We start from the raw sequence: 23,628 nt of genomic DNA on the forward strand, positions 1-23,628 counted from the left end.
GGGGGGGATCAAGCGCCTCGAACAGCACCCGATCCTCACCCAGCCGTTCGCCACGCCGACTAGTCGCCGCTGATCGCGATCACATTGTCGTCGGAGTTGCGATCGATCCGCACATTGTACGGGTCGGCGCCCGCAAAGGCTGGCTTGGCCTTGGTGTCGAGGGTGATGGTCTGCACGCCCGTGCGGATCGGCAGCCGCTGCAGCGCCAGCACGTCCTTCGCCGCGAAGCTGCCGCGGCCCGGCATGGCGGCGAAGGCGCCGAATTCGGCCTGCTCCGCCATCGGTGCCTCGGTCTCCTTGCCCTTGCCGTCGGCATAGAGCTTGTGCGCCTCGATCGTCAGCGTCGTTCGCCAGCGACCGTCGGGCAGCTTTCGCACCGCTGCCGACTTGGTCTTGATGTCGTACAGCGTGATCCGTTCGAACAGGTCGGTGATCAGCGCTTTCTCGGCGGGCGTCGCGCCGACGCGGAACTCCGCGATCAGGTCGAGGCTGCGCGGGTACGGCGGCCCCTGGAAGCGCCACTTGGCGTCGTAGCGCTTGAGCGCCGCATCGACCCGCGCCTCGCCCAGCTCGTCCTTGAGCCGATACATGGCAAGGCTGCCCTTGCGATAATGGATATAGGGCTGGTTCTCGACCCGGGCGAGCGGCAGTTCCTCGATCACCTCGCCCCCGCGGGAGCGCAGATAGCGGTCGAGCTCATACTTCAGGAAGCGGCGGATCTGGTCGCGGCCATAGAGGTGTTCCATCACCATCAGCGCCGAATATTGCGCCAGCGTCTCGACGCCCATCGTCGCGCCCTGATTGTCGGACGGGATCACCTGGTGCGCCCACCATTGATGCCCCAGCTCGTGCGCCGCGACATAGGTCACATAGTCGATCTTCTCGGGGTCGGAGAGGTCGGCGATGAAGCCGATGCCCTCCGAATAGGGCATGGTGCCGGCAAAGGCCTGGGCGAACTGGGCGTAATCGGGGAACTCGATGATCCGCGCCTGGCGGAACTGATAGGGGCCGAAGGCAGGCTGGTAGAGGTCGAGCCCATGGCGGAATGCCGCCAGCATCCGATCGACATTGGCGCCGTGCTGGGCGTCATAATAGACCGCGAGGTCGATGCCGCCATGCTGGAGATGCTTCTCCCGGTAGCGCGCCGACTGGACCGAATAGAAATTGAGGATAGGCACCGTGGTGACGAACCGCGCGGTGCGTCGCCCGGCCTCGCTGCGATCGGCGACCTTGTCCCCCGGCGCGATCGGCGTCTGGTCGGCATCGGTCGAGACGGTGATGTCGGTCTTGATCCAGTCGGTGTGGAAGGCGCTGAACTGCGTGCCCGCGAGATCCTCGAGCTTCGGCGGGCGGAGTTCGGAGGGCAGGCCGTACCTGCGGCGCTTCGCGCGGTCCTGGAGCAGGCCGGAGCGGTCGATGCCCAGCGTCGGCACGAACTCGCCATTGTTGACGAAGGTGCCGTTGGCGACGACGCGCGTGTCGTTGCCGCTGTTGGCGAAGCCGCGCTGACGCCGCTCGGTGCGGAAGTCGAGTGTGGTCGTCGCCCCCGGCGCCAGCGGGGTCGCGAGGCGATAGATGCGGTACTGGAAGCGCGGATAGTCCTTGGCGACCGTCGCGCCGGGGATCGTGACCGAGACGAGCCGGGTGATCCGGTCGCCGAGATGGACGTGGATCGCATCCAGCGGCTTGCCCGTGCGGTTGGCCAGCGTCATCTGCCCGGCGGCGGTCAGGCCCGGCTGCTGCGGGCGGATGTCCACCGCGACACGCACTGCGGCGACCGAAGGCTGGGGGACCGTCTCGAACGGCAGCAGCGTCTTCTCATAGTCGGCAAGTTCGCGCTCGTCGCTGATCGGCGTGCGATAGACGTTCCAGACATGGGTGTTGGTATAGATCCAGACGCCGGTCGCCACGAACACCGCGAGCGCCGCGCCGCCGATCACCCCGGCGCTGCCCGCCAGCTTGCGCGGCAGGCGCTTGAGACGTGGGAGCAGCCGGGTCTCGGTGCCACGCCGCCAAAGCCCATGCGCCAGCACCAGCAGCAGCACCGCAAAGGCCGACCAGTAGAGCCGCAGCCACCAGGCGCCGATCCAGAAGCTGCCCTGTCCGTTCATGTCGGACAGCGGCACGCGCGGACCCTGGCCGTAATTGTACAGCACGTCGCCGAAGCCGAGATTGCTCAACGTCGCCCGGCCGACGATGAAGACCAGCATCAGCCCCCATCCGACGAATTTGTGCGGGCTCAGCGCCTGGAGGAACACCGCGAGTACGGCGAGCAGGGTAAAGTCGACGGTTTCCGGCAGCACGTACCAGAGCAGATATTTGCCCAGCTCGAAATCGCTGTAGCCATGCACCAGCTGCATGATCATGCCGCCCGCCACGCTGACGATCAGGGTGGAGAACAGCACCAGCGTGACGGCCAGCGCCTTGGGGAGGACGAACGCCCAGTCGGGGATCGCGCTCGCGTCGATGATCTCGTGGGTCTTGCGGTCGCGCTCGCGCCAGACAAGCTCGCCGGCATAATAGGTGGCGATGATGACCGGGATGATCCCGAAGGTGCCCTTCAGCAGATCGATCACCACCCGCGTGACCGGGAGCACCGGCGTGCCGACCACCTCGCCCAGATCGACCAGGCTCGCCATCGCGTTGAACAGGCCGAGCGCGAGCAGCACGACATAGGCCGGGCTCTTGAACACCTGCACCATTTCCAGGCGGGTGCGCACGACAAGCTGGGTCCAGGCGGTCGCGCGGTCATAGCGCGGCGCGGGCAGCGGACCGGCAGGACGCGGTGCGTCGGCGGTATCGATCACCGCGGCGGCGGCCTTGGCGGCCTTGCGTGCCTGCTTCGAGGGGCGCGTCGTGAAGCCGAACCGCGCATAGGCGAAGACGAGCGCCAGCGCCGCCACGCCGAGCACGAGCAGCCGGTTCCATAGGACCAGCCCGGTGAACGGGATGGTCAGCGTGTTGCGGTCGGCCGCGGTCCAGTATTTGGTGAGATAGCTGGTCGCGCCGATGCCGAACGGCTCGCCATAGGCGCCCGCCAGTTCATAGGCGGGATTGCGGTCCAGCACGACGTTGGCGACGAAGAACAGGATCAGGAAGCCGATGACCCCGACATAGGTCGCCATCATCGAGCGGGTGACCGTCGCCAGCGCGAAGAACAGGGCCGAGGTGAGCAGGATGTTGGGCAGCGCCAGCACCAGATAGGCCGAGAGGTAATAGCTCAGTCGATTGGGGCCGAGCGTTTCGGCGTCCACCCAGGGCATATGGCTGCCGACCCATACCGCCAGCGGCACCGCAAGGAAGCCGAGCGCGGCGGCAAGGAAGGCGCCGCCGAAGCGGCCGAACAGATAGGCGCTCTTGGTCACGCGCGTGGCGCGGACGATCGGACCGAAGCCGGTCTCGTCGTCGCGCACCACCACGTTGGCGACGAAGGCGGTCGCTACGAACATGTAGAACAGCGTGAGGATCTGCATCTTCTGCGCGATCGCGAACGGCGCGTTCTTGTGGACGTTGCCGCCCGAGCCGATCTGGATCTGGTCGACCGTCGTCGCCCCGAAGGCGAGCAGGAAGAAAATCACGATCGCGACCCAGAAGACCGGGTTGCGGCGCTGGTAGCGCCACTCGAAGCCGAGGATGCCGGCGAACATCGGCGCCTCCCTCAGGCCGCGCGACGCGAGGCGTCGAGCGTCGAGAAATACACGTCTTCGAGGCCGCCCTGGACGGGCAAGAAGCCTTCGCCGGGCAGTCCGTCGGCGACGACATGGATGATGGTGCGGCCGGCAAACAGTCGGGTGGAGATCACCCGGTAGCGCTCGCGATGTGCCTCCAGCGCGTCGCGAGCGATCGTCTTCTGCCACACCCGTCCGCGCGTCTCCTCGATCAGGGCCAGGGGCGCGCCTTCCAGCAGCACCCGGCCACCGGCGAGCACTGCCATCCGCGGGCACAGGTCGGCGACGTCCTCGACGATATGGGTCGACAGGATCACGACGACCGTGTCGCCGATCTCGGCCAGCAGATTGAGGAAGCGGTTGCGCTCTTCCGGGTCCAGTCCGGCGGTGGGTTCGTCGACGATGATCAGCTGGGGATTGCCGATCAGCGCCTGGGCGATGCCGAAGCGCTGGCGCATGCCACCGGAGAAACCGGCGAGCGCCTTCTTGCGCACCGACCAGAGATTGACCTGGTGGAGCAGCGCCTCGACCGTATCCTTGCGCTCGCCGCGCGCCGCGACGCCCTTCAGCACCGCCATATGATCGAGCATGTCATACGCCGACACGCGGGGGTAGACGCCGAAATCCTGCGGCAGATAACCGAGCGTGCGGCGCAGGGTCTCCGGCTGGCCGATCACGTCGATGTCGCCGAAGCGGATGCTGCCCTCGGTCGGCGTCTGGAGCGTGGCGATGGTGCGCATCAGCGTCGACTTGCCGGCGCCGTTGGGGCCGAGCAGGCCGAACATGCCCGGGGGGATCGCCAGCGTCACGCCGTCCAGCGCCTTGGTGCCGTTCGCGTAGATCTGGGTGAGACCGTCGATCTGCAGCATTCGCCTGTTCCCCATCGTAATGACGATCCAAGGTGATACCTGCTGTATTGTGTCTGTAAAGCACCTTTTGGCGGTGCGGAGCCTGGCCGTTACCGCTGCGCGGCCTGCCGCACGTCGGTCCACTCGAGAAACGCGCCAGTACATGCGGATTATGCGGATCTCGCCAGGCCGGATCCTGTGTTGGGAGAGAGACTTCAGCGCTTCCTGGCAGGGGCAGCGGAAGACGCCGCCGTGCGCGCAACCCGCGCTTCGCGCAGCGTTGCCGCACCGGACGAGAGGCGCGAGGGGCGCTTGGGCACGGCGATCCGCTGCGACAGATAGATGCCGTTATGGCCCGAGCAGCCATAGGCAACGAAGCAGGCGACCGCGAACGGTACCGCGTGGGTCGCGCCGAACAGCTCGATGCCCATGATCGTGCAGGCAAGCGGCGTATTGGCCGCGCCGGCGAACACCGCGACGAAGCCGAGCCCGGCGAACAGGTCGATCGGCGCGCCGAGCAGTCCGCCGAGCGCGTTGCCCAGGGCGGCGCCGATGAAGAACAGGGGCGTCACCTCGCCGCCCTTGAAGCCGGCGCTGAGCGTGACGACGGTGAACAGCAGCTTGAGTGCCCAGCTCCAAGGGTCGACCGGGCCGGTGAAGAAACCGGCGATCGTCGGGTCGCCGGGGAGGGCGGACCAGACCCCCAGCCCGAGATAACCGCGCGTGCCGACGATCCAGACGAGCGCGATCACCAGCACGCCGCCCAGTGCCGCCCGCGCCGGGCCATAGGGGATGCGCGCCTTGAGAAACCCGCCCAGCGCATGGTTTGCCTCGGCAAAGGCCAGACCGGCAACCCCGAAGAACACCCCCGCCAGCGCGGCCTTGGCGAGTAGCAGCGGCTCGGTCAGCAGTGCGTCGCCGCCGATGCCGGCCGTGGCGATATGGTAGGGCGTATGGTGGATGCCCCAGGCATGGCAGGTCCAGTCGCCGACCAGCGCGGCAAGCAGGCACGGCACGATGCCCGCATATTCCACCCGTCCGACCGCCAGCACTTCGAGCGCGAACACCGCACCCGCGAGCGGCGTGCCGAACACCGCGCCGAACCCTGCCGCCACGCCCGCCAACAGCAGGACGCGCACGCTCGACGGATCGAGGCGAAACCGGCCGGCGACCGCGCTCGCCAGGCTGCCGCCCAGCTGCACCGCAGTGCCCTCGCGCCCCGCCGAGCCGCCGAACAGATGCGTCGCGATCGTGCCGAGAAAGACGAGCGGCGCCATGCGGAGCGGCACGCCGCCGCCCGGCGCGTGGATCTGCTCGACGATCAGGTTGTTGCCGGCCTCCACCGACCGGCCGAACCGCTGATAGAGCAGCGCAATCGCCGCCCCGCCCGCGGGGAGCAGGTAGAGCAGCCAGGGATGTTCGAATCGCGCCCGGGTCGCTGCGTCGAGGCTCCACAGGAAGGCGGCGCACAGCGTTCCGACCATCGCCGCCATCGGCACGAGGAGCAGCACCCAGCGCAGCACCGAGACTGCATGGTCGTGACGGTCGCGGAAGAACGCCCCCAAAGGGAGCCGGCCGATCAAGATACGAAACGTAGCGCGCATGAGTCCTCCTTGCTGCCGTGCGGCGCCCGGTAGGAATCATCGGCCCTTGCGAGGGCGGTTCGGCCCGAGGGCCCGGCGGAAATCCATCGCCTTGGCCGCCCTATGCGCAACGGCGGCGGCAACGTCAACGGCAGACCACGGGGCTGGCTCGTGCCGCAGAGGCGCGGGCTGGCGTCCGGTCCCGGAAATACCGGCCGGCCCGCTTCTACATATTTGATGTGTAGCTGACACCGAACGTGCAACAACGACCAAGTCGTTGGAGGCACTGGTGACCCCTACGGGAATCGAACCCGTGTTTCAGCCGTGAAAGGGCCGCGTCCTAACCGCTAGACGAAGGGGCCAACTGCGTGGCGTGGAGCGGCCGAATAGGGGGGGATTCGAGAGTCGTCAAGCACTCATTCCGCCCATGCAGCATCTTCGATGTGCAATTCTGCCGCGGGGCGGCTTCCCCATGTGTCGACCTTGGCCCGGCCTGCCAGCCAGAGCCGACGGTGGGAGGGGGCGGAGAGCAGCGCCTGGCCCAGCTCGGTATCGGCCTGACGGAAGGCGACGGCCTTGAGACTGCGCCCGTCGGCGCCCGCGACGATCACCCGGACATGACCGCCGCTGCCTACCACATCGGCCCTGAGCACTCGCACCGGACCGGCTGCGATCCGCGGCGCCGGCCAGCCCATGCCATAGGGGCCGCCGGCGTCCATCGCCTCGACGAGCGTCGGGTTTACGCCCGCCGGGCTCAGCACCGCATCGAGCAGCAATGCGCGTTCACCCCGCGCTTCGGCGATTCGCTCCGCCAGCCGCGAGTCGAGAAAGGCGGCGAGTTCCTCGACCCGCTCACCGGCAATGGTGACGCCGCAGGCCATGGCGTGGCCGCCGCCGGCGATCAGCAGACCGGCATCCTTGGCGGCGAGCACGGCCGCGCCGAGATCGACCCCCGGGATCGAGCGCCCCGAGCCCTTGCCGATGCCGTCCTCGCCGATCGCGATCACCAGCGCCGGACGGCCGAATTTCTCCTTCAGCCGCCCCGCGACGATGCCGATCACGCCGGGATGCCAGCCGTTGCCTGCGACCAGCGCCACCATCCGGTCGCCGCCGGCCAGGCACAGCGATTCGGCCGCCGTCTGGACCTCCGCCTCGATCGCGCGGCGCTCTTCGTTGAGCAAGTCGAGCTCGGCGGCGATCGCACGGGCTTCGGCCGGATCACGGGTGGTGAGCAGCCGTACCCCCAGGTCCGACTTGCCGACACGGCCGCCGGCATTGATGCGGGGCCCGAGGGCGAAGCCGAGATCGGTGCAGGTCGGCGCGCGCGTAAGGCGCGACGCCTCGATCAGCGCCGCCAGCCCGATATTGCGACGCTGCGCCATCACCTTCAGCCCCTGCGCGACGAATGCGCGGTTGAGGCCGCGGAGCTGCGCCACATCGGCTACCGTGCCGAGCGCCACGATATCGAGCAGGTCGAGCAGACGGGGCTCTGCCCGGCCGGTGAAATAGCCGCGCGCGCGCAGCACCCGCACGAGCGCGGCGCCCAGCAGGAACGCGACACCCACCGCGGCGAGATGCCCGTGCTCGGCGCCCTCGGTCTCGTCGAGCCGGTTGGGATTGACCAGCGCATGGGCGACGGGCAGCTCGGTTGCGCATTTGTGATGGTCGACGACGATCACGTCCGCGTCCACCGCGCGCGCCATCGCCAGCGCCTCGAACGCCTGCGCACCACAATCGACGGTGACGATCAACCCGTGTCCCTGCTGCTTCAGCCGGACGAGCGCCTCGCCCGAGGGACCATAGCCCTCCATCAGCCGATCGGGAATGTACGGGGTGGCCTCCAGCCCGAGATCGCGCAGCAGGAGGATCAGCAGCGCGGCGGACGTGGCGCCGTCGACATCATAATCCCCGAAGATGGCGATCCGCTCGCGCGCCTCCACCGCATCTGCAAGCCGCCCGGCGGCGCGGTCCATGTCGCGGAAGATCGAAGGGTCCGGCATGAAGGCGCGGATGCTGGGGGTGCGGTGCCGCTCGAGGTCGGCGCGGTCGACTCCGCGGGTGAGGAGCAACTGGGTGACGAGATCGTCGGGGGCGAAACCGGGGTCGCGCGCATCGGCGGCGAGCCCGCGCCAGCGCCAGGGCTGGCCGAGGATCGAACGGTGAACGTTGAGGGCAGGGGACATGCCCCCGATGTGGCCGGTGCGCCCCGCGATGTCGAGGGGCGCCCGATGCTCAGTCCGTATCGGCGTCGACCACGCCCGAGCGGTAGGTCTGGATCGGAGCCTTGATCCAGGCCTCTTCGCGGAACCACTTGGTGATGATGTACTTGGTTCCCTCCACGACACGCATGCCCTCGTGCAGCGTGTCGTAGTTCGGGCTGCCGTCAGCGAGCATGTTGTTCCAGATCACCAGCAGCCGCCGCTTTGGCCTGAAGCGGATGCCGGCGCGCGGGAACCAGGTGGCGCCGCCTTCCTCGACATCGTTGAGATAGGCCATCGCGGTCCAGGTGCGCTGGCCGCCGGTCTCCAGCATCTTGTCCCAATAGCCGCTGCCCTCGTGGAAATAATCGCAGTGCGCGCGGAACTGCTGGTTGGGCGCGTAGCGCTGGCCCTGCATCGTCTCGGCATTTTCCGGCGGGATACCCAGCAGATCGGCGATGCGGTCGTCGATCGCCTGGATCTCGGGCGACCAGCGATACAGGTCCGAGCTGTGGCTGGTGCGATAGTCGGGATCGTCGGTCGCGGCGAGCAGCGTGGAGGGGCGGGCGTTGCTGTCGATCAGCGCCATCAGCATGTCGCACTCGGCATCGCTGAAGAAATCGGGGTAGGTGTAGATCTGGGCGAGATCCACCTTGGCGCGGCGGACATTGGGGTTGGCGTCCAGCCGTGCCGCTACCTCGCGCCCGATCTGTGCCCGAAGTGGGGAGGGCGATCCCTTGCTGTTGCCGTTCGTCTTGCTCACCGGCGAACTCTTTGCCGGCCGGCGGCGCGATTGCAAGGGCAAGGGGCCGACATCGCTGCCGGCCCCTGCGGCTTACCAGAAGATCCCATAGATCACGTCGACCACCTGGCCGGTGTCGACATCGACGAGCAGGGCATCGTCATAATAGCGGACCCAGCGATACGGCCCCCAGACGTCGGGCAGGCGATAGGAATAGGGATCGCTGATCCAGTATTGCGGCGCGAACAGGAACGTGTCGATGCGGTAGCCGATCGAGAAGCGGCGATAGCCATAGCTCCAGCGCGCCGGCGGATAATAACGCGGCAGGCGGTAGATGCCGCGATTATAGTCACGGTAGGACCGCCAGTCATAGCGGCTGTCGCTCCGCCAGCCATTGTTCCAGATGCCACGATTGCCCTGCCAGCGCTCGCCGCGGTCCCAGTCACGGCGATCGTTCCAGCCGCGATTGCCGTCGCGGCGACCCCAGTCGCGATCGCGGTTCCAGTCGGGGCGCGGCTGGGTGTTCCAGCGCGGGTCCCGCCAGTTCTGGTCGCGACGGACGTCGCCGCGGTTCTGCCAATCGGGGCGATCGCCACCGCGCCAGTCGCGCTGGGGCTGGCCGGGAACGCCTTGCGGCTGCTGGAAGGCGGGGCGCGCCTGCCCGTCCGGGCGGCGCCAGTCGCCGCGATCCTGCGCCTGCGGCAAGTTGTTGGGACGCATCCAGCCCGGATTGCCCTGCGGACGCTGCCAGTTGCCGCCATTCTGCGGCTGCGGCTGGGATTGCGGCTGCGGGCCACCCTGCGGGCGCTGCCAATTGCCGCCTGTCTGCGGTTGGCCCTGCGGCCGCTGCCAGCCCTGGCCACCCTGCGGGCGACCGCCTTCGGGGCGGCTCCAGCCACCATTGCCGCGATGGTCGCCGCGATCCTGCGCGAGGGCGGCGGCGGGAACCAGCGCGGTTGCGGCTGCGATCGCCGCCAACAGCATCCTCTTCATCGAACCATTCTCCCGTGGCAGCGGCAAAGTCGCCGCGCCGATGCTGCCCTAGTACGCGCGTCCGGCTGAGCCGGTTCTGAACTCAACGGTCAGCCAATTGAAAGTTTTCATTCGTCCTCGGCCGGGTCACCGCGGGCGACGCGGGCTGCGTCCTGAATGGCGGCGACCAGTCGCGGATAGATGCCGCATCGGCAGATATTGGGGATACCCTGGCGCACGTCTTCCTCGGACGGATTGCGATTGGTGCGGATCAGCACGGCCGCCGCCATCACCATACCGGGAATGCAATAGCCGCACTGGACGAGGTTGGCGGCGAGGAAGGCCTGCTGCACCGGATGGCTGCGATCGGCCGAGAGACCTTCGATGGTGGTGACGAACGTGCCTTCGATCGCGCCGATCGTTTCGCGGCAGGCAAGGCGCGCGGCGCCATCGATATCGACGGTGCAGGCGCCGCAATCGCCGGTGCCGCAGCCATATTTGGTGCCAGTGAGGTTGGAGGCGTCCCGCAATGCCCAAAGGAGGGGCGTCTGCGGATCCATGTCGTACTGGACCGGCTGGTTGTTGACGGTGAACCGAGTCATGCCCGCGATCCTAGCGGGAAACGACGGGTTTCCGAAACGGCCATTGTCCGAACCGGGTTGCCGCGCGACATCTGACGCATGACCCTACCCGCACTCTTCCTCCCGCATGGCGGCGGCCCCTGTTTCTTCATGGATCCCGCCGGTGGCCCGCCCGACCCGATGTGGCGGCCGATGCAGGCCTATCTCGCGGGACTGATCGCCAGCCTGCCGGAGCGCCCGCGTGCGATCCTGCTGGTCTCGGGGCATTGGGAGGAGCGCGACGTCACCGTGCATGTCGGCGACGGGCAGCCCCTGCTGTTCGATTATTACGGTTTCCCGGCGCATACCTATGATCTGCGCTGGGGCGCGCCGGGCGCCCCCGACGTCGCGATGCGCGCCAAGGCGCTGCTCGATGCCGCGGGCTTCGCCACCGGCATCGAGCGGGAGCGCGGCTGGGATCATGGGGTGTTCATCCCGATGAAGGTCGCCGTGCCGGATGCGGATATTCCCCTTGCACAACTGTCCCTGCGCGGGGACCTCGACCCCGCGGCGCATGTCGCGATCGGCAGGGCGCTGGCGCCCCTGCGCGACGAAGGCGTGCTGATCGTCGGCTCGGGCATGAGCTTCCACAATCTGCGAGTCCGCGGACCCCAGGCGACACCCTATGCCGATGCTTGGGACGCAGCGCTCGTCACCGCCGCCACCGACCCCGATCCCGCGCGCCGGGAAGCGCGGATCATCGCCTGGCGTGCGCTTCCCTATGCCGCGTTCGCCCATCCGCGCGAGGAGCATCTCCTGCCCCTGATGGTCGCGCTCGGCGCAGGCGGCGAGGGGCCAGCCGAATGCGACTATCGCGACCATGTGCTTGGCTGGGCGGTGAGCGGCTTTCGCTTCGGATGAGCATTTTCTAGTCGCCACCGCGCGGGTGACGGCTAGGGAAATGCGCGGAGAGCAGCGGGCATGCCTTCACGACACCTGAAGGCATGTCACTCCCGCCAGCTGCGGTCGATCCGGTCGACCAGCCGCACCATCGCCGCGAAGTCGGCCGCGCCGGGCCCTCCCGGCACCTGCGCCATGTGCACGTCGCGCTGGTGGACAGCGACGACCTCGGGCGCGATCTCGATCGGCTGACCCATGCTCATCGTCGCGACCTGGATCTCGCACGCGCGCTGCAGCGCCCAGTGCTTGACGAACGCTTCGGGCAAGGTCCGCCCCATGGCGAGGATACCGTGGTTGCGCAGCAGCATCACCCGCTTGTCGCCGAGATGCGCAAGCAGCCGTTCGCCCTCCTCGTCGCGCACGGTGACGCCTTCGAAATCATGGTAGGCGATCTGGCCGATGAAGTTGCAGGCGTAGAAGTTGGTTGGCCGCAGCCCGCCTTCCAGCGAGGCGACCGCCATGCCGGCGGTAGTGTGGCTGTGCATGATGCAGTGCGCATCGGGCAGGTGCCGGTGGAACAGCGCATGCTGGACGAAGCCCGCGCGGTTCACCGGATAGGATGAGTCGTCCAGCGTGTTGCCGTCGATGTCGATCTTGACGAGGTTGGAGGCCTTCACCTCGCTGAAGTGCAGCCCGAAGGGGTTGATCAGGAACGCGCCTTCCTGGTCGGGCAGCTTCACCGTGATATGGTTGTAGATCATCTCGGACCAGCCGAGCATGTCGAATACGCGGTAGCAGGCGGCGAGTTGCTGCCGTGCCTCCCATTCGGCGTCGCTGACCTGGGACGTGGGGGCGAGCGCGGTTGCCATGGCACCTCTCCAAATTTCTCTTTTCGAGCTTCGGGTATGCCATGAAGCAGCCGGCAGCCGCAAGCGTCAGCGGAACCCGTAGGGCACTGCCCGGCGGCGATCGGGGTCGATCTCGATCACCGATCCTGCAGGCGGGAAGGCGCGCTGGTCGCAGTCGAGGCGGGGGCAGATGCGACACGAGGCGCCGATCGGCGTCGCGGCGCCGCCGGTGCGCAGCGCATCGGCATAGACGAAGTCGGCGGCATGCGCCTCCTCGCACCCCAGTGCGACCGCATAGCGGCGCGGCGGGCGGCTGAAGCTGCCCGAGGGTTTCACCAACCCCTTGGCCATCGAGACATAGCGTGTCCCGTCCGGCATTTCGGCGAGCTGGACCAGGATGCGGTCCGGGATGGCGACCGCCTCATGCACGATCCACAGCGGACAGGCGCCGCCCAGCGCGGCGAATTGCAGCCGCGTCGCCGAATGCCGTTTGGTGATGTTGCCCGCCATGTCGACCCGGCAGAAAAACATCGGCAACCCCTGCGCGCCGGGCCGCTGCAGCGTCGAAAGCCGGTGGCAGGCCTGCTCGAAGCTCACCGCGAAGCGTTGGCGCAGGCGGTCGATGTCGTGGCGAACTTCATAGGCGGCAGCCCGGAAGCGGCCATACGGCATCAGCAGGGCACCCGCGGCGTAATTGGCGAGCCCGACGCTCAGCAATTCGCGCGCCGCCGGGGAGGCGAGCCCGGCGCGGTCGATCACCAGCCGCATCTCGTTGGCGAATTCGTAGCGCACCAGCCGGTGGGCGAGCAGAAAGGCGCGGCTCTCCGGTGGCAGGGCATGGTTGAGCGCCAGCGTTCGCGCGCCCTCATCGAACCGACTGAGCTCGCTGCCGTCCCCTTGCGCGCCGATCACCCGCACGCCGTGCCACAGCCGCAGCCGGTCCTCGAAGGCGCGGACGACATTGTCGTCGTCGAGCGCCAGCGCGTCGGCCAGCAGCTCCGCCGAGCGATCGATCGCATCGATGTAATTGCCCTCGGCCTGGAACCAGTCGCGCACTTCCTCCCAGGGCAGCGGCGCGGCGTCGCCCGCGCCGGTGTCGAAGCGGTCGTCGAGCACGCGCAGCTGCTCCTGGCTGCGACGATAGGCATCGTGCAACGCGACCATTCGCCGGGCGAGCAGGGGCTGCTGCTCGATGCCGCGGCGAATATCGGCCTCGTCGATCCGGTCGGCGGGTACGCTGCTGTCGGTCGCAGCGTCGATCGCGCGGAGCAGCGCAGCGGTCCCGCCCTCGCCGTTAATCTCGGCCGCCTCGACGGGAAACTCGCGGGCCAGCGCCAGCAACACGCCGTCGGTGATCGGCCGATCATTGTTCTCGATCTGCGAGAGATAGGAGACGGAAATGCCCAATCGCTGCGCCATTCCCGCCTGCGGGATGCTCAGACGGCGTCTCAAGTCGCGTAGTCGGAAGCCTTCGAACAGACGGCGGCGGGGCGGTGGCGGGAGGTGGCTGGCCATGGGTCCGCATAGTCTGCAAACCATGCTGCCGCAACTTTGCAACATTGCATTTGCAGGCTCGGCATGGCCCGGTGCACAAGCCGCCCCACGGAGAGTAATGCCAATGTCGTCGACGATCGAGGAACTGGAACGCCGCCGTGCTGCCGCCCGCCTGGGCGGTGGCCAGAAGCGTGTCGACGCGCAACACGCCAAGGGCAAGCTGACCGCCCGCGAGCGGCTCGAGGTGCTGCTGGATCAGGGCAGCTTCGAGGAGCTCGACATGTATGTCGAGCACAACTGCACCGATTTCGGCATGGAGGCCCAGGTGATCCCCGGCGACGGCGTGGTCACAGGGTCGGGCACGATCAACGGCCGCCTCGTCTTTGTGTTCAGCCAGGATTTCACCGTGTTCGGTGGCTCGCTGTCGGAGCGGCACGCGCAGAAGATCTGCAAGATCATGGACATGGCGATGAAGGTCGGCGCGCCGGTGATCGGTCTGAACGACAGCGGCGGCGCCCGGATCCAGGAGGGCGTCGCGTCGCTCGGCGGCTATGCCGAAGTATTTCAACGTAATGTGCTGGCTTCGGGCGTGATCCCGCAGCTTTCGCTCATCATGGGCCCCTGTGCCGGCGGTGCCGTCTACAGCCCCGCGATGACCGATTTCATCTTCATGGTGAAAGACAGCAGTTACATGTTTGTCACCGGCCCGGATGTAGTGAAGACCGTTACCAACGAGATCGTCACGCAGGAGGAACTGGGTGGAGCGGTGACGCATACCACGAAGTCGGGGGTCGCTGACGTGGCCTTCGAGAACGATATCGAGGCGCTGCTCGCGGCCCGCGACTTCGTGGACTTCCTTCCCGCCTCGAACCGCGAGGCGCCGCCCGAGCGCGCCAGCGACGATCCGTGGGATCGGATCGACGAGAGCCTCGATACGATCATCCCGCCGAACGCCAACCAGCCGTACGACATGCACGAGCTGATCCGGAAGACGCTCGACGAGGGCGAGTTCTTCGAGCTCCAGCCTGCCCATGCCGGCAATATCCTGATCGGTTTCGGCCGGATCGAGGGGCGCACGGTGGGCGTGGTGGCGAACCAACCGATGGTGCTGGCAGGCTGCCTAGACATCAACGCCTCCAAGAAGGCCGCGCGGTTCGTGCGCTTCTGCGACGCGTTCGAGATCCCGATCGTCACCTTCGTTGACGTGCCGGGCTTCCTGCCAGGGGTGGGGCAGGAGCATTCGGGCATCATCAAGCACGGCGCCAAGCTGCTCTTCGCCTATGCCGAGGCGACGGTGCCGAAGATAACGGTGATCACGCGGAAAGCCTATGGCGGCGCGTACGACGTGATGGCCTCCAAGCATCTGCGCGGCGACCTCAACTATGCCTGGCCGACCGCCGAGATCGCGGTGATGGGCGCCAAGGGCGCGGTAGAGATCATCTTCCGGGGCAGGACGCCGGAGGAAATAGCCGAGCGCACCGCCGAATATGAGCGCCGCTTCGCCAACCCCTTTGTCGCGGCGAGCAAGGGTTTCGTCGACGAGGTGATCATGCCGCACTCCACGCGGCGCCGGATCGCGCTGGGGCTTCGCAAGCTGCGGGGAAAGCAGCTCGAGAACCCCTGGAAGAAGCACGACAATATCCCGCTGTGACGCGGATCTGATCGAGGACTGCGATGAAACTCGGGCGTCTCAACCATGTCGGCGTTGCCACGCCGTCGATCGAAGCGTCGATTGCCTTTTATCGCGACGTGATGGGCGCGACGGTGATCCGCGCGCCCTTCGACCTGCCGGCGCAGGGCGTCAAGGTGTGCTTCGTCGACACGCCCAACAGCCAGATCGAGCTGATCGAGCCACTGGGCGACACCTCGCCGATCCACGGCTTCCTGGCGAAGAATCCGGCGGGTGGGCAGCATCACCTCTGCTATGAAGTGGCCGACATCCACGAGGCCAAGGCCTGGTTCGAGGCGAAGGGGTGCAGGCTGCTCGGCGAACCCCGCATCGGTGCGCACGGCACCCCGATCTTCTTCGTGCATCCCAAGGACATGGGCGGCGTCCTCACCGAAATCATGGAGACGCCGCGGGGCGAACATTGATATGAGCGCCTGCCTCCAGGGAGAAGAAGTGTGAGCAAACCGACGCTCGATCAATGGTCCGCCGCCGCCGCCAAGGAGGTGAAGGGCAAGGACCTGTCCTGGCAAACGCCCGAAGGTATCACGGTCAAACCGCTGTATACGCAAGAGGATGTCTCGGGAATCGATCCCGGCCTACCGGGCTTTGCGCCGTTCGCTCGCGGGGTTCGCGCCTCGATGTATGCCGGCCGTCCCTGGACCGTTCGCCAATATGCCGGCTTCTCCACGGCGGAGGAATCCAACGCCTTTTACCGCCGCAACCTCGCGGCCGGGCAGAAGGGGCTCTCCGTGGCCTTCGATCTCGCCACGCATCGGGGCTATGACAGCGACCATCCGCGCGTGGTGGGAGATGTCGGCAAGGCGGGCGTCGCGATCGACACGATCGAGGACATGAAGATCCTGTTCGACGGCATTCCGCTCGACCAGATGTCGGTCTCGATGACGATGAACGGCGCGGTGATCCCGGTGCTGGCCTTCTTCATCGTCGCGGGCGAGGAGCAGGGGGTTCCGCAGGAGAAGCTGGAAGGGACGATCCAGAACGACATCCTCAAGGAGTTCATGGTTCGGAACACCTATATCTACCCGCCCGAACCGAGCATGCGGATCATTTCAGACATTTTCGCCTATACCAGCGCGAAGATGCCAAAATTCAACAGCATTTCCATCTCCGGCTACCATATGCAGGAAGCCGGCGCGACCCAGGTGCAGGAGCTTGCCTTCACCATCGCCGACGGCATGGAATATGTGAAGTACGGCGTCGCCTCGGGCCTGGATATCGACAAGTTCGCTGGTCGTCTCAGCTTCTTCTTCGCAATCGGTATGAACTTCTTCATGGAAGTGGCGAAGCTGCGGGCCGCGCGCGTGCTGTGGCACCGGGTGATGACCCGGCTCGGCGCGCAGGACGAGCGCTCCAAGATGCTGCGCACGCACTGCCAGACCTCGGGCGTGTCGCTCACCGAGCAGGACCCGTACAACAACGTCATCCGCACCACGATCGAGGCGATGGCGGCGATGCTCGGCGGCACCCAGAGCCTCCACACCAACGCGCTCGACGAAGCGATCGCGCTGCCGACCGACTTCTCCGCCCGCATCGCCCGCAACACCCAGATCGTGCTGCAGGAAGAGACGGGGATGACCAAGGTCGTCGATCCCTTGGGCGGCAGCTATTACGTCGAGAGCCTGACGCAGCAGCTGGTGGACAAGGCCTGGGAAATCATCGAGCGGGTCGAGGCCGAGGGCGGCATGGCCAAGGCGGTCGCCGCCGGCTGGCCCAAGGCGATGATCGAGGAAGCCGCCGCCGCGCGGCAAGCGCGGGTCGATCGCGGCGAGGACGTGATCGTCGGCGTCAACAAATACCGGCTTGCGAGCGAGGAACTGCTCGAAACGCTGGAGGTCGACAATGCCGCCGTCCGCGAAGCACAGATCGCGCGCATCCAGCGCGTGAAGGCCGCGCGCGACGAGGCGGCGTGTCAGGCGGCGCTCGACGCGTTGCGCGAAGGCGCCACGGCGGGCGGGAACCTCCTGGAACTGGCCGTAGTCGCGGCGCGGGCGCGCGCGACGCTGGGAGAGATCAGCGCGGCGATGGAAGACGCGTTCGGCCGCTACGCCACCAGGCCTACCCCGGTGAAGGGCATCTATGCCGCGCCCTATGCGGAAGACAGCCGCTGGGCGGAGGTGGTGCGCGGCGTCGAGGCAGTGGAGCGCCGGCTCGGTCGGCGGCCGCGCCTGCTCGTCGCCAAGATGGGGCAGGACGGGCATGATCGCGGCGCCAACGTGATCGCCTCGGCCTTTTCGGACATGGGGTTCGAGGTGGTCAGTGGCCCCTTGTTCCAGACGCCGGAGGAGACCGTGGTGCTGGCCCTCGACAGCGGCGTCGACGTGGTCGGCGCCTCCAGCCTCGCGGCCGGGCACAAGACGCTGATCCCCGAGCTGATCCAGGGGCTGCGCGCGGCCGGTCGCAGCGACATCAAGGTGATCGCCGGCGGCGTGATCCCCCCGCAGGACTATGACTATCTGCGCGAGGCCGGGGTGCAGGGCATCTACGGCCCGGGCTCGAACGTCGTCGAATGCGCGGCGGACGTGCTGCGGCTGCTCGGCCACAACATGCCGCCGCTCGAGGCTGCCGCCGAATGAGCCTGGGCTTCTCCGTCGAGGCGCTGCTGGCGCGCGCTCGCGGCGGAGGGGCGCTGCGCATGGGGCTGGTGCGGGTGCCGGAGGCGGAGTGGCTGACCCCGGACGCCGATCTTGCGGCGCGCGCGGCCGTGTTCGCGGCCGAGCCGAACTGCGTGCAGGTGCTGCCGGAGGCGGAGGCCGCGGTTCATGAGGTCGGAGAAATGCTGGAGGGCTGGACGTCTGCGTTCCCCTCCCGCTTGCGGGAGAGGCTAGGGGAGGGGCTGGAACCTTCCAGCGCTTCGTCCACGTCAGTCCCTCCCCCGACCCCTCCCGCAAACGGGAGGGGAGCAAAGGCTGTAGCGGTTCTCCGCACGGCTGCCGCCGGCGTATGGGAAGACCTCTGCATCCTCACGCCCGACGCGTCCGGCCAATACTGGCTCACCGCCGCCGCGCTGGCCTTCCCCACCGACTGGCACCTCGCCGAAAAGCTCGACCAGGCGCTCACCCCCATCCACGCCCCGATCCATGGCTATGCCGAGCAGCTGGCGGCGGGCGTCGACCATTTCTTCGCCACGCTGCAGCCGGGCCCGATCTTCGGCCGCACCAACTGGTTCGTCGTGGCGAGCGATGCCTGGCGCTATCTGCCGCAGGACGACCCCGAAGCCCGCTTCGCGCATGTGACAGCGGACAATGCCGGGCAAACGCTGTTCGTCCGCTGCGAGCGCCAGACGCTGCGCCGGCTGCCCCAAAGCGGGGCAGTGCTGTTCACCATCGGCATCCATGTCGAGCCGCTCGACCGCCTGAGCAGCGGTGCGGTCGCGCGCGTCGCCCAGTCGGTTGGCGGTATCAGCAGCGGCGAGCACGAACGCCGCGCCGCGCCCTTTTACGCCGAAGCCCTCACCCGCTATGCCGAACGGCGTAACCGTTCACCGGAGTTAGTTGCTTGACCCTCGAATCCCCCGTGCGCACCGACTGGACCCGCGAAGAGATCGCCGCGCTGTTCGACCTGCCGTTCACCGAACTCGTGTTCCGCGCTGCCGAAGTCCACCGCGCCAACCATCCGGCGAACCAGGTCCAGCGCTCGACGCTCCTGTCGATCAAGACCGGCGGCTGCCCCGAGGATTGTGGCTATTGCAGCCAGTCGGCGCATGCCGATACCGGCCTCAAGGCGACCAAGCTGATGGATCCGCGCGCGGTGCTGCAGGCTGCAGCGCAGGCCAAGGACCATGGCTCGACCCGCTTCTGCATGGGTGCCGCCTGGCGCAACCCCAAGGACCGCGACATGGGCGCCATCGTCGAGATGGTGAAGGGCGTCCGCGCGATGGGCATGGAGACCTGCATGACGCTGGGCATGCTCACCGACGCGCAGGCCAAGACGCTCGCCGACGCCGGTCTCGACTACTATAACCACAATATCGATACCTCGCCCGAGCGCTATGGCGAGGTGATCACCACCCGCAGCTTCGAGGAGCGGCTGGAGACGCTGGAGCATGTCCGCGAGGCGGGCATCAACGTGTGCTGCGGCGGCATCGTCGGCATGGGCGAGACGCGTGGTGATCGCGTCGGCTTCATCCATGCCCTGGCGACCCTGCCGGTGCATCCGGGCAGCGTGCCGGTCAACGCGCTGGTGCCGGTGAAGGGCACGGTGCTGGGCGACATGCTGGCCGACACGCCGCTCGCCAAGATCGACGATATCGAGTTCGTCCGCACGGTGGCGGTGGCGCGCATCACCATGCCGCGCTCGATGGTCCGCCTGTCGGCCGGCCGCGAGAGCATGAGCGATGCGACCCAGGCTTTGTGCTTCCTCGCGGGCGCCAATTCGATCTTCACCGGCGACAAGCTGCTGACCGCGGGCAATGCCGGCGACGACAAGGACGCCGCGCTGTTCGCCCGCCTCGGCATCACGCCGATGGCGGCGGAGTGCAAAGTGGAGCTGGAGGCTGCGGAGTAATGCTGTCCGGCTTCGTGCGATGGTCAGAGCGCCGCGCGAGCCGGGTTAGTCTCCGATCGTCGCTCACAAGTACGATTTGGGCAATGTTGGGCGTACCCGTTCTTTGGGTTGCCCTCGGAGCCCTGTTTGGCAGCAACCCTGACGCCGTCTTGTACGCGTTGGCGGCTGCAATCCTACTGGCAACGGCAGGCTGCTGGTGCACCCTGTCCTTGCTTCGACGCTGGAGCAAATAGTGTTCAAGAAAATCCTCGTCGCCAACCGTGGCGAAATCGCGTGTCGGGTGATGCGCACGGCCAAGAAGATGGGCATCGCCACGGTCGCGGTCTATTCGGATGCGGATGCCCGCGCGCCGCATGTGCGGATGGCGGACGAGGCAGTGCGGCTCGGGCCCGCGCCGGCGGCGGAGAGCTATCTCCGTGCCGACCTGATCCTGCTCGCCGCCAAGGAAACCGGCGCCGACGCGATCCACCCCGGCTATGGCTTCCTCTCCGAGCGCGAGAGCTTCGCCAAGGCCTGTGCCGAGGCGGGGATCGCGTTCGTCGGCCCGCCGCCGGGCGCGATCGCGGCGATGGGCGACAAGATCGAATCGAAGAAGCTCGCCAAGCAGGCGGGGGTGAACGTCGTCCCAGGTTTCGTCGGCGAGATCGAGGATACCGAGCATGCGGTGCGGATCGCCGCCGAGATCGGCTATCCGGTGATGATGAAGGCCTCGGCCGGCGGCGGCGGCAAGGGCATGCGGCTGGCCTGGAGCGAGCAGGACGTTCGCGAGGGCTTCGAGGCGACCAAGCGCGAAGGCCTGGCCAGCTTCGGCGACGACCGCGTGTTCATCGAGAAGTTCATCGAGAGCCCGCGCCATATCGAGATCCAGGTGCTGGGCGATCAGCACGGCAACATCGTCTACTTGAACGAGCGCGAATGCTCGATCCAGCGCCGCCACCAGAAGGTGGTCGAGGAGGCGCCGTCGCCCTTCGTCACGCCGGCGATGCGCAAGGCGATGGGCGAGCAGGCGGTAGCACTTGCGCGGGCGGTCGGCTATTACAGCGCGGGCACGGTCGAATTGATCGTCTCCGGCGCCGACAAGACGGGGCAGGGCTTCTACTTCCTCGAGATGAACACGCGCCTCCAGGTGGAGCATCCGGTGACCGAGGCGATCACCGGGCTCGATCTGGTCGAGCAGATGATCCGCGTGGCGGCCGGCGAGAAGCTTGCCTTCGGCCAAGACGAGGTGAAGCTCGACGGCTGGGCGATCGAGAACCGCGTCTATGCCGAGGATCCCTATCGCGGGTTCCTGCCCAGCACCGGACGACTGGTACGCTATCGGCCGCCAGCCGCAGAGAGCGCGGGGCAGGGCTATATTCGCGTCGACGACGGGGTGACCGAAGGCTCCGAGATCAGCATGTTCTACGATCCGATGATCGCCAAGCTGATCACCTGGGCGCCGACCCGCGACGAGGCGGCGGACCTGCAGGTGCAGGCGCTCGACCGCTTCCGGATCGACGGGATCGGCCACAACATCGATTTCCTCTCGGCGATCATGCAGCACCCGCGCTTCCGCTCGGGCGAACTGACCACCGGCTTCATCGCCGAGGAATATCCCGAGGGCTTCCATGGCGCGCCAGCAGACGAGGCGCTGGTGCGCAAATTGGCAGCGGTGGCCGTGGTGCTGGATCTTGCCCGCAGCCAGCGGATCGCCGCCATCTCGGGCCAGCTGGGCGACCAGCCGGCATTGTCCACGGCACGGTCGGTCCGCCTCGGCGAACACCAGTTCGACGTGACGGTGGACGGCGGCGCCACCGGCCTGCTGGTCAACCTGTCCAGCGACACGCCGCCGCTGGAGGTCTCTGGCGAATGGCGGGCGGGCGATCCGCTGTTCGTCGCGAAGATCGATGGCGCCACGTTCGCGACCGCCGTCGATCGCCTGCGCACCGGGTGGAAGCTGACCGCGCACGGCGCCGCGCATCGGGTCGAGGTCCTTCCGCCGCACGTCGCGCACTATCGCCGCCACATGATCGAGAAGATCCCGCCGGACATGAGCAAGTATCTGCTCGCGCCGATGCCGGGGCTGCTCACGCGCCTCCACGTGCAGCCCGGCGACCGGGTGGAAGCGGGGCAGCCGCTTGCCGTGGTCGAGGCGATGAAGATGGAAAACATCCTGCGCGCCGAGCGGGCCGGGACCGTGAAGCACGCCCATTTCGCCGCCGGAGACAGCCTGGCTGTCGATGCCGCGATCCTTGAATTCGAATGAGTTGCACGTGAAAGGTGTCAAATCGGTACGGTCGGATACCGAAAGTTGGTTGTGCTTCCTTCGTTTCTAGGGTTGTCGCATTCGGCAACTCATGTCTCAAATAGCGTTAACGATCAGGCCCCGCGGTTCGAGCGCGATCTGGAGCCCGAATCGAGGGAGTGAACGTGCAGGAAGACGATGGCTTCACCCGCTGGATCGAGGCGTGCGCAGCGGGCGAACTGCTTGGCATTGCCACCGCCGCCCTGTGGTGGGTCACGGTCGACCGATTCGATCCGGTGCCGATCGGCGAAACGGCGAACTGGCTGGTGTTTCTCGGCAAGGCGGCCAGCGGGCTGATCCAGGGCCTGATCCTCGGCTATCTGCAGGGCTGGGCGCTGCGTCGGCAGTTTCCGGCGCTCAACCTGCGCGCCTGGGTCGCGGCGACATCGGTGATCGGCGTGATCGTCTGGTCGATCGGCGCCTGGTATGCCGTGTTTCCCTCGCTCGACGGCGATCGCCTTCTGCCGCCCGTGGATACGCTGTTCCAGACGGCGATCACTGCCGGCGGCTTCGGGCTCGGCCTGGGGCTGCTGTTCGGCGCCGCGCAGGCGCTGGTGCTGCGGCGCGCGGCGGGGCAGGCGCACTGGTGGATTGCGGTCAACGCAGTGGGATGGGGCGCCTCGCTGCCCTGCATCTACGTCGCCTCGTCGATCGGCAGCACCGATCCGAGCAGCTGGGAAATCGCGCTGCGCGGCCTGATCGGCGGCGTCATCTCCGGCGTGGTGCTCGGCACCATCACGGGCCTGTCCTTCGCGGTGATGCCGGCACGGCGCACCACGGCCTGAGCCGCGTCAGGCTGGCATCACCGGAGATACGGGGCGAACAGCTCGAGCACCCGTTCGTACAGCGCCCGCTTGAACGGCACGATCAGCTCGGGAAGCTCGGCCGGCTCCGCCCAGCGCCAGACGCGGAATTCGGGGTGTTCGGTGGCAATGTCGATGTCGCCGTCCTCGCCCAGGAAGCGTAGCAGGAACCAGCGCTGGCGCTGTCCGCGCCATTTGCCCTTCCACACCTTGCCGATCAGCTCCTCGGGCAGGTCGTATTGCAACTCCTCGGGCGCCTCGGCGACCAGCTCGGCATGGTGGCGCGCTACGCCGGTTTCCTCCCACAATTCGCGGAAGGCCGCTTCGACCGCATCCTCGCCGGGGTCGATCCCGCCCTGCGGCATCTGCCAGGCCTCCAGCGTCGAATCGAGCCGCTGGCCGACGAACACTCGGCCGTCGCGGTTGAGCAGCATCACGCCCGCGCAGGGGCGATAGGGGAGCGAGGCGATATCGGTCATGTGGCTTCCCTAGGCCGAAGCCGAGCATGGCGGAAGGGCCGTCTTTCCCCCGTGCG

The 23,628-nt window shown here is 67.5% G+C and carries 18 protein-coding genes, 1 tRNA gene and 1 riboswitch; of the genes, 8 read left to right on the top strand and 11 right to left on the bottom strand.

What is annotated here, in order from left to right:
- Window positions 1–59: 59 nt before the first annotated feature.
- From QZ814_RS03255 to QZ814_RS03290, 8 genes are all read right to left on the bottom strand, one after another.
- The gene (locus QZ814_RS03255; protein WP_294329658.1) at window positions 60–3,647 is read right to left on the bottom strand and encodes an aminopeptidase; all 3,588 of its coding nucleotides are present in this window, start codon (window positions 3,645–3,647) and stop codon (window positions 60–62) included.
- Between the two features lie 11 nt (window positions 3,648–3,658).
- Entirely contained in the window at window positions 3,659–4,537 is an 879-nt protein-coding gene (locus QZ814_RS03260) for an ABC transporter ATP-binding protein (RefSeq protein WP_294329659.1), read from the bottom strand.
- 194 nt (window positions 4,538–4,731) lie between these two features.
- Window positions 4,732–6,120, bottom strand: coding sequence for a voltage-gated chloride channel family protein (locus tag QZ814_RS03265; protein ID WP_294329660.1), 1,389 nt, complete (start codon window positions 6,118–6,120; stop codon window positions 4,732–4,734).
- Between the two features lie 23 nt (window positions 6,121–6,143).
- A riboswitch (Fluoride riboswitch) is annotated at window positions 6,144–6,220 on the bottom strand.
- A gap of 166 nt (window positions 6,221–6,386) precedes the next feature.
- Window positions 6,387–6,461 (bottom strand) — tRNA-Glu (locus QZ814_RS03270).
- A 54-nt stretch (window positions 6,462–6,515) separates the two neighbouring features.
- Complete coding sequence (recJ, locus tag QZ814_RS03275; protein ID WP_294329661.1) at window positions 6,516–8,282, bottom strand: single-stranded-DNA-specific exonuclease RecJ; 1,767 nt, start codon at window positions 8,280–8,282, stop codon at window positions 6,516–6,518.
- A 49-nt stretch (window positions 8,283–8,331) separates the two neighbouring features.
- A complete protein-coding gene (locus QZ814_RS03280; RefSeq protein ID WP_294329662.1) occupies window positions 8,332–9,060 on the bottom strand; it encodes a 2OG-Fe(II) oxygenase in 729 nt (242 codons plus the stop codon).
- A 72-nt stretch (window positions 9,061–9,132) separates the two neighbouring features.
- Entirely contained in the window at window positions 9,133–10,032 is a 900-nt protein-coding gene (locus QZ814_RS03285; protein ID WP_294329663.1) for an RcnB family protein, read from the bottom strand.
- Between the two features lie 107 nt (window positions 10,033–10,139).
- Window positions 10,140–10,613, bottom strand: coding sequence for a (2Fe-2S)-binding protein (locus QZ814_RS03290; protein ID WP_294329664.1), 474 nt, complete (start codon window positions 10,611–10,613; stop codon window positions 10,140–10,142).
- A gap of 78 nt (window positions 10,614–10,691) precedes the next feature.
- Here QZ814_RS03290 and QZ814_RS03295 point away from each other — a divergent pair, with 78 nt between their 5' ends.
- Complete coding sequence (locus QZ814_RS03295; protein ID WP_294329665.1) at window positions 10,692–11,492, top strand: class III extradiol ring-cleavage dioxygenase; 801 nt, start codon at window positions 10,692–10,694, stop codon at window positions 11,490–11,492.
- Window positions 11,493–11,578: 86 nt separating this feature from the next.
- Here QZ814_RS03295 and QZ814_RS03300 read toward each other — a convergent pair whose 3' ends face one another.
- Window positions 11,579–12,340 (bottom strand): class II aldolase/adducin family protein, encoded by a 762-nt coding sequence (locus QZ814_RS03300; RefSeq protein WP_294329666.1) that lies wholly within the window; start codon window positions 12,338–12,340, stop codon window positions 11,579–11,581.
- Between the two features lie 66 nt (window positions 12,341–12,406).
- Window positions 12,407–13,834, bottom strand: coding sequence for a short-chain fatty acyl-CoA regulator family protein (locus tag QZ814_RS03305; protein ID WP_294329667.1), 1,428 nt, complete (start codon window positions 13,832–13,834; stop codon window positions 12,407–12,409).
- A gap of 103 nt (window positions 13,835–13,937) precedes the next feature.
- On the opposite strand from QZ814_RS03305, the gene QZ814_RS03310 reads away from it, so the two are divergent.
- From QZ814_RS03310 to QZ814_RS03340, 7 genes are all read left to right on the top strand, one after another.
- Window positions 13,938–15,464 carry an acyl-CoA carboxylase subunit beta gene (locus QZ814_RS03310; RefSeq protein ID WP_294329668.1) on the top strand — a complete coding sequence of 509 codons (1,527 nt, stop codon included), beginning with the start codon at window positions 13,938–13,940 and terminating at the stop codon, window positions 15,462–15,464.
- A gap of 23 nt (window positions 15,465–15,487) precedes the next feature.
- On the top strand, window positions 15,488–15,907 hold the full coding sequence (gene mce, locus QZ814_RS03315) for a methylmalonyl-CoA epimerase (protein WP_294329669.1): 420 nt from the start codon (window positions 15,488–15,490) through the stop codon (window positions 15,905–15,907).
- Between the two features lie 30 nt (window positions 15,908–15,937).
- Window positions 15,938–18,076 (top strand): methylmalonyl-CoA mutase, encoded by a 2,139-nt coding sequence (gene scpA, locus QZ814_RS03320; RefSeq protein WP_294329670.1) that lies wholly within the window; start codon window positions 15,938–15,940, stop codon window positions 18,074–18,076.
- Entirely contained in the window at window positions 18,073–19,002 is a 930-nt protein-coding gene (locus QZ814_RS03325; protein WP_294329671.1) for a DUF3445 domain-containing protein, read from the top strand. The genes scpA and QZ814_RS03325 overlap by 4 nt, the downstream gene beginning before the upstream one ends.
- On the top strand, window positions 18,999–20,006 hold the full coding sequence (bioB, locus tag QZ814_RS03330; protein WP_294329672.1) for a biotin synthase BioB: 1,008 nt from the start codon (window positions 18,999–19,001) through the stop codon (window positions 20,004–20,006). Before QZ814_RS03325 ends, bioB begins: the two co-directional genes overlap by 4 nt.
- A 232-nt stretch (window positions 20,007–20,238) precedes the next feature.
- Window positions 20,239–22,251, top strand: a complete 2,013-nt coding sequence (locus tag QZ814_RS03335) for an acetyl/propionyl/methylcrotonyl-CoA carboxylase subunit alpha (RefSeq protein ID WP_294329673.1) — start codon at window positions 20,239–20,241, stop codon at window positions 22,249–22,251.
- 164 nt (window positions 22,252–22,415) lie between these two features.
- Window positions 22,416–23,075, top strand: coding sequence for a hypothetical protein (locus QZ814_RS03340; protein WP_294329674.1), 660 nt, complete (start codon window positions 22,416–22,418; stop codon window positions 23,073–23,075).
- A 17-nt stretch (window positions 23,076–23,092) separates the two neighbouring features.
- On the opposite strand, the gene QZ814_RS03345 is transcribed toward QZ814_RS03340, so the two are convergent.
- Window positions 23,093–23,572, bottom strand: coding sequence for an RNA pyrophosphohydrolase (locus tag QZ814_RS03345; protein WP_294329675.1), 480 nt, complete (start codon window positions 23,570–23,572; stop codon window positions 23,093–23,095).
- Window positions 23,573–23,628: the final 56 nt, after the last annotated feature.

The organism is uncultured Sphingomonas sp. (assembly GCF_913777625.1).
Taxonomy (GTDB): Bacteria; Pseudomonadota; Alphaproteobacteria; order Sphingomonadales; family Sphingomonadaceae; genus Sphingomonas.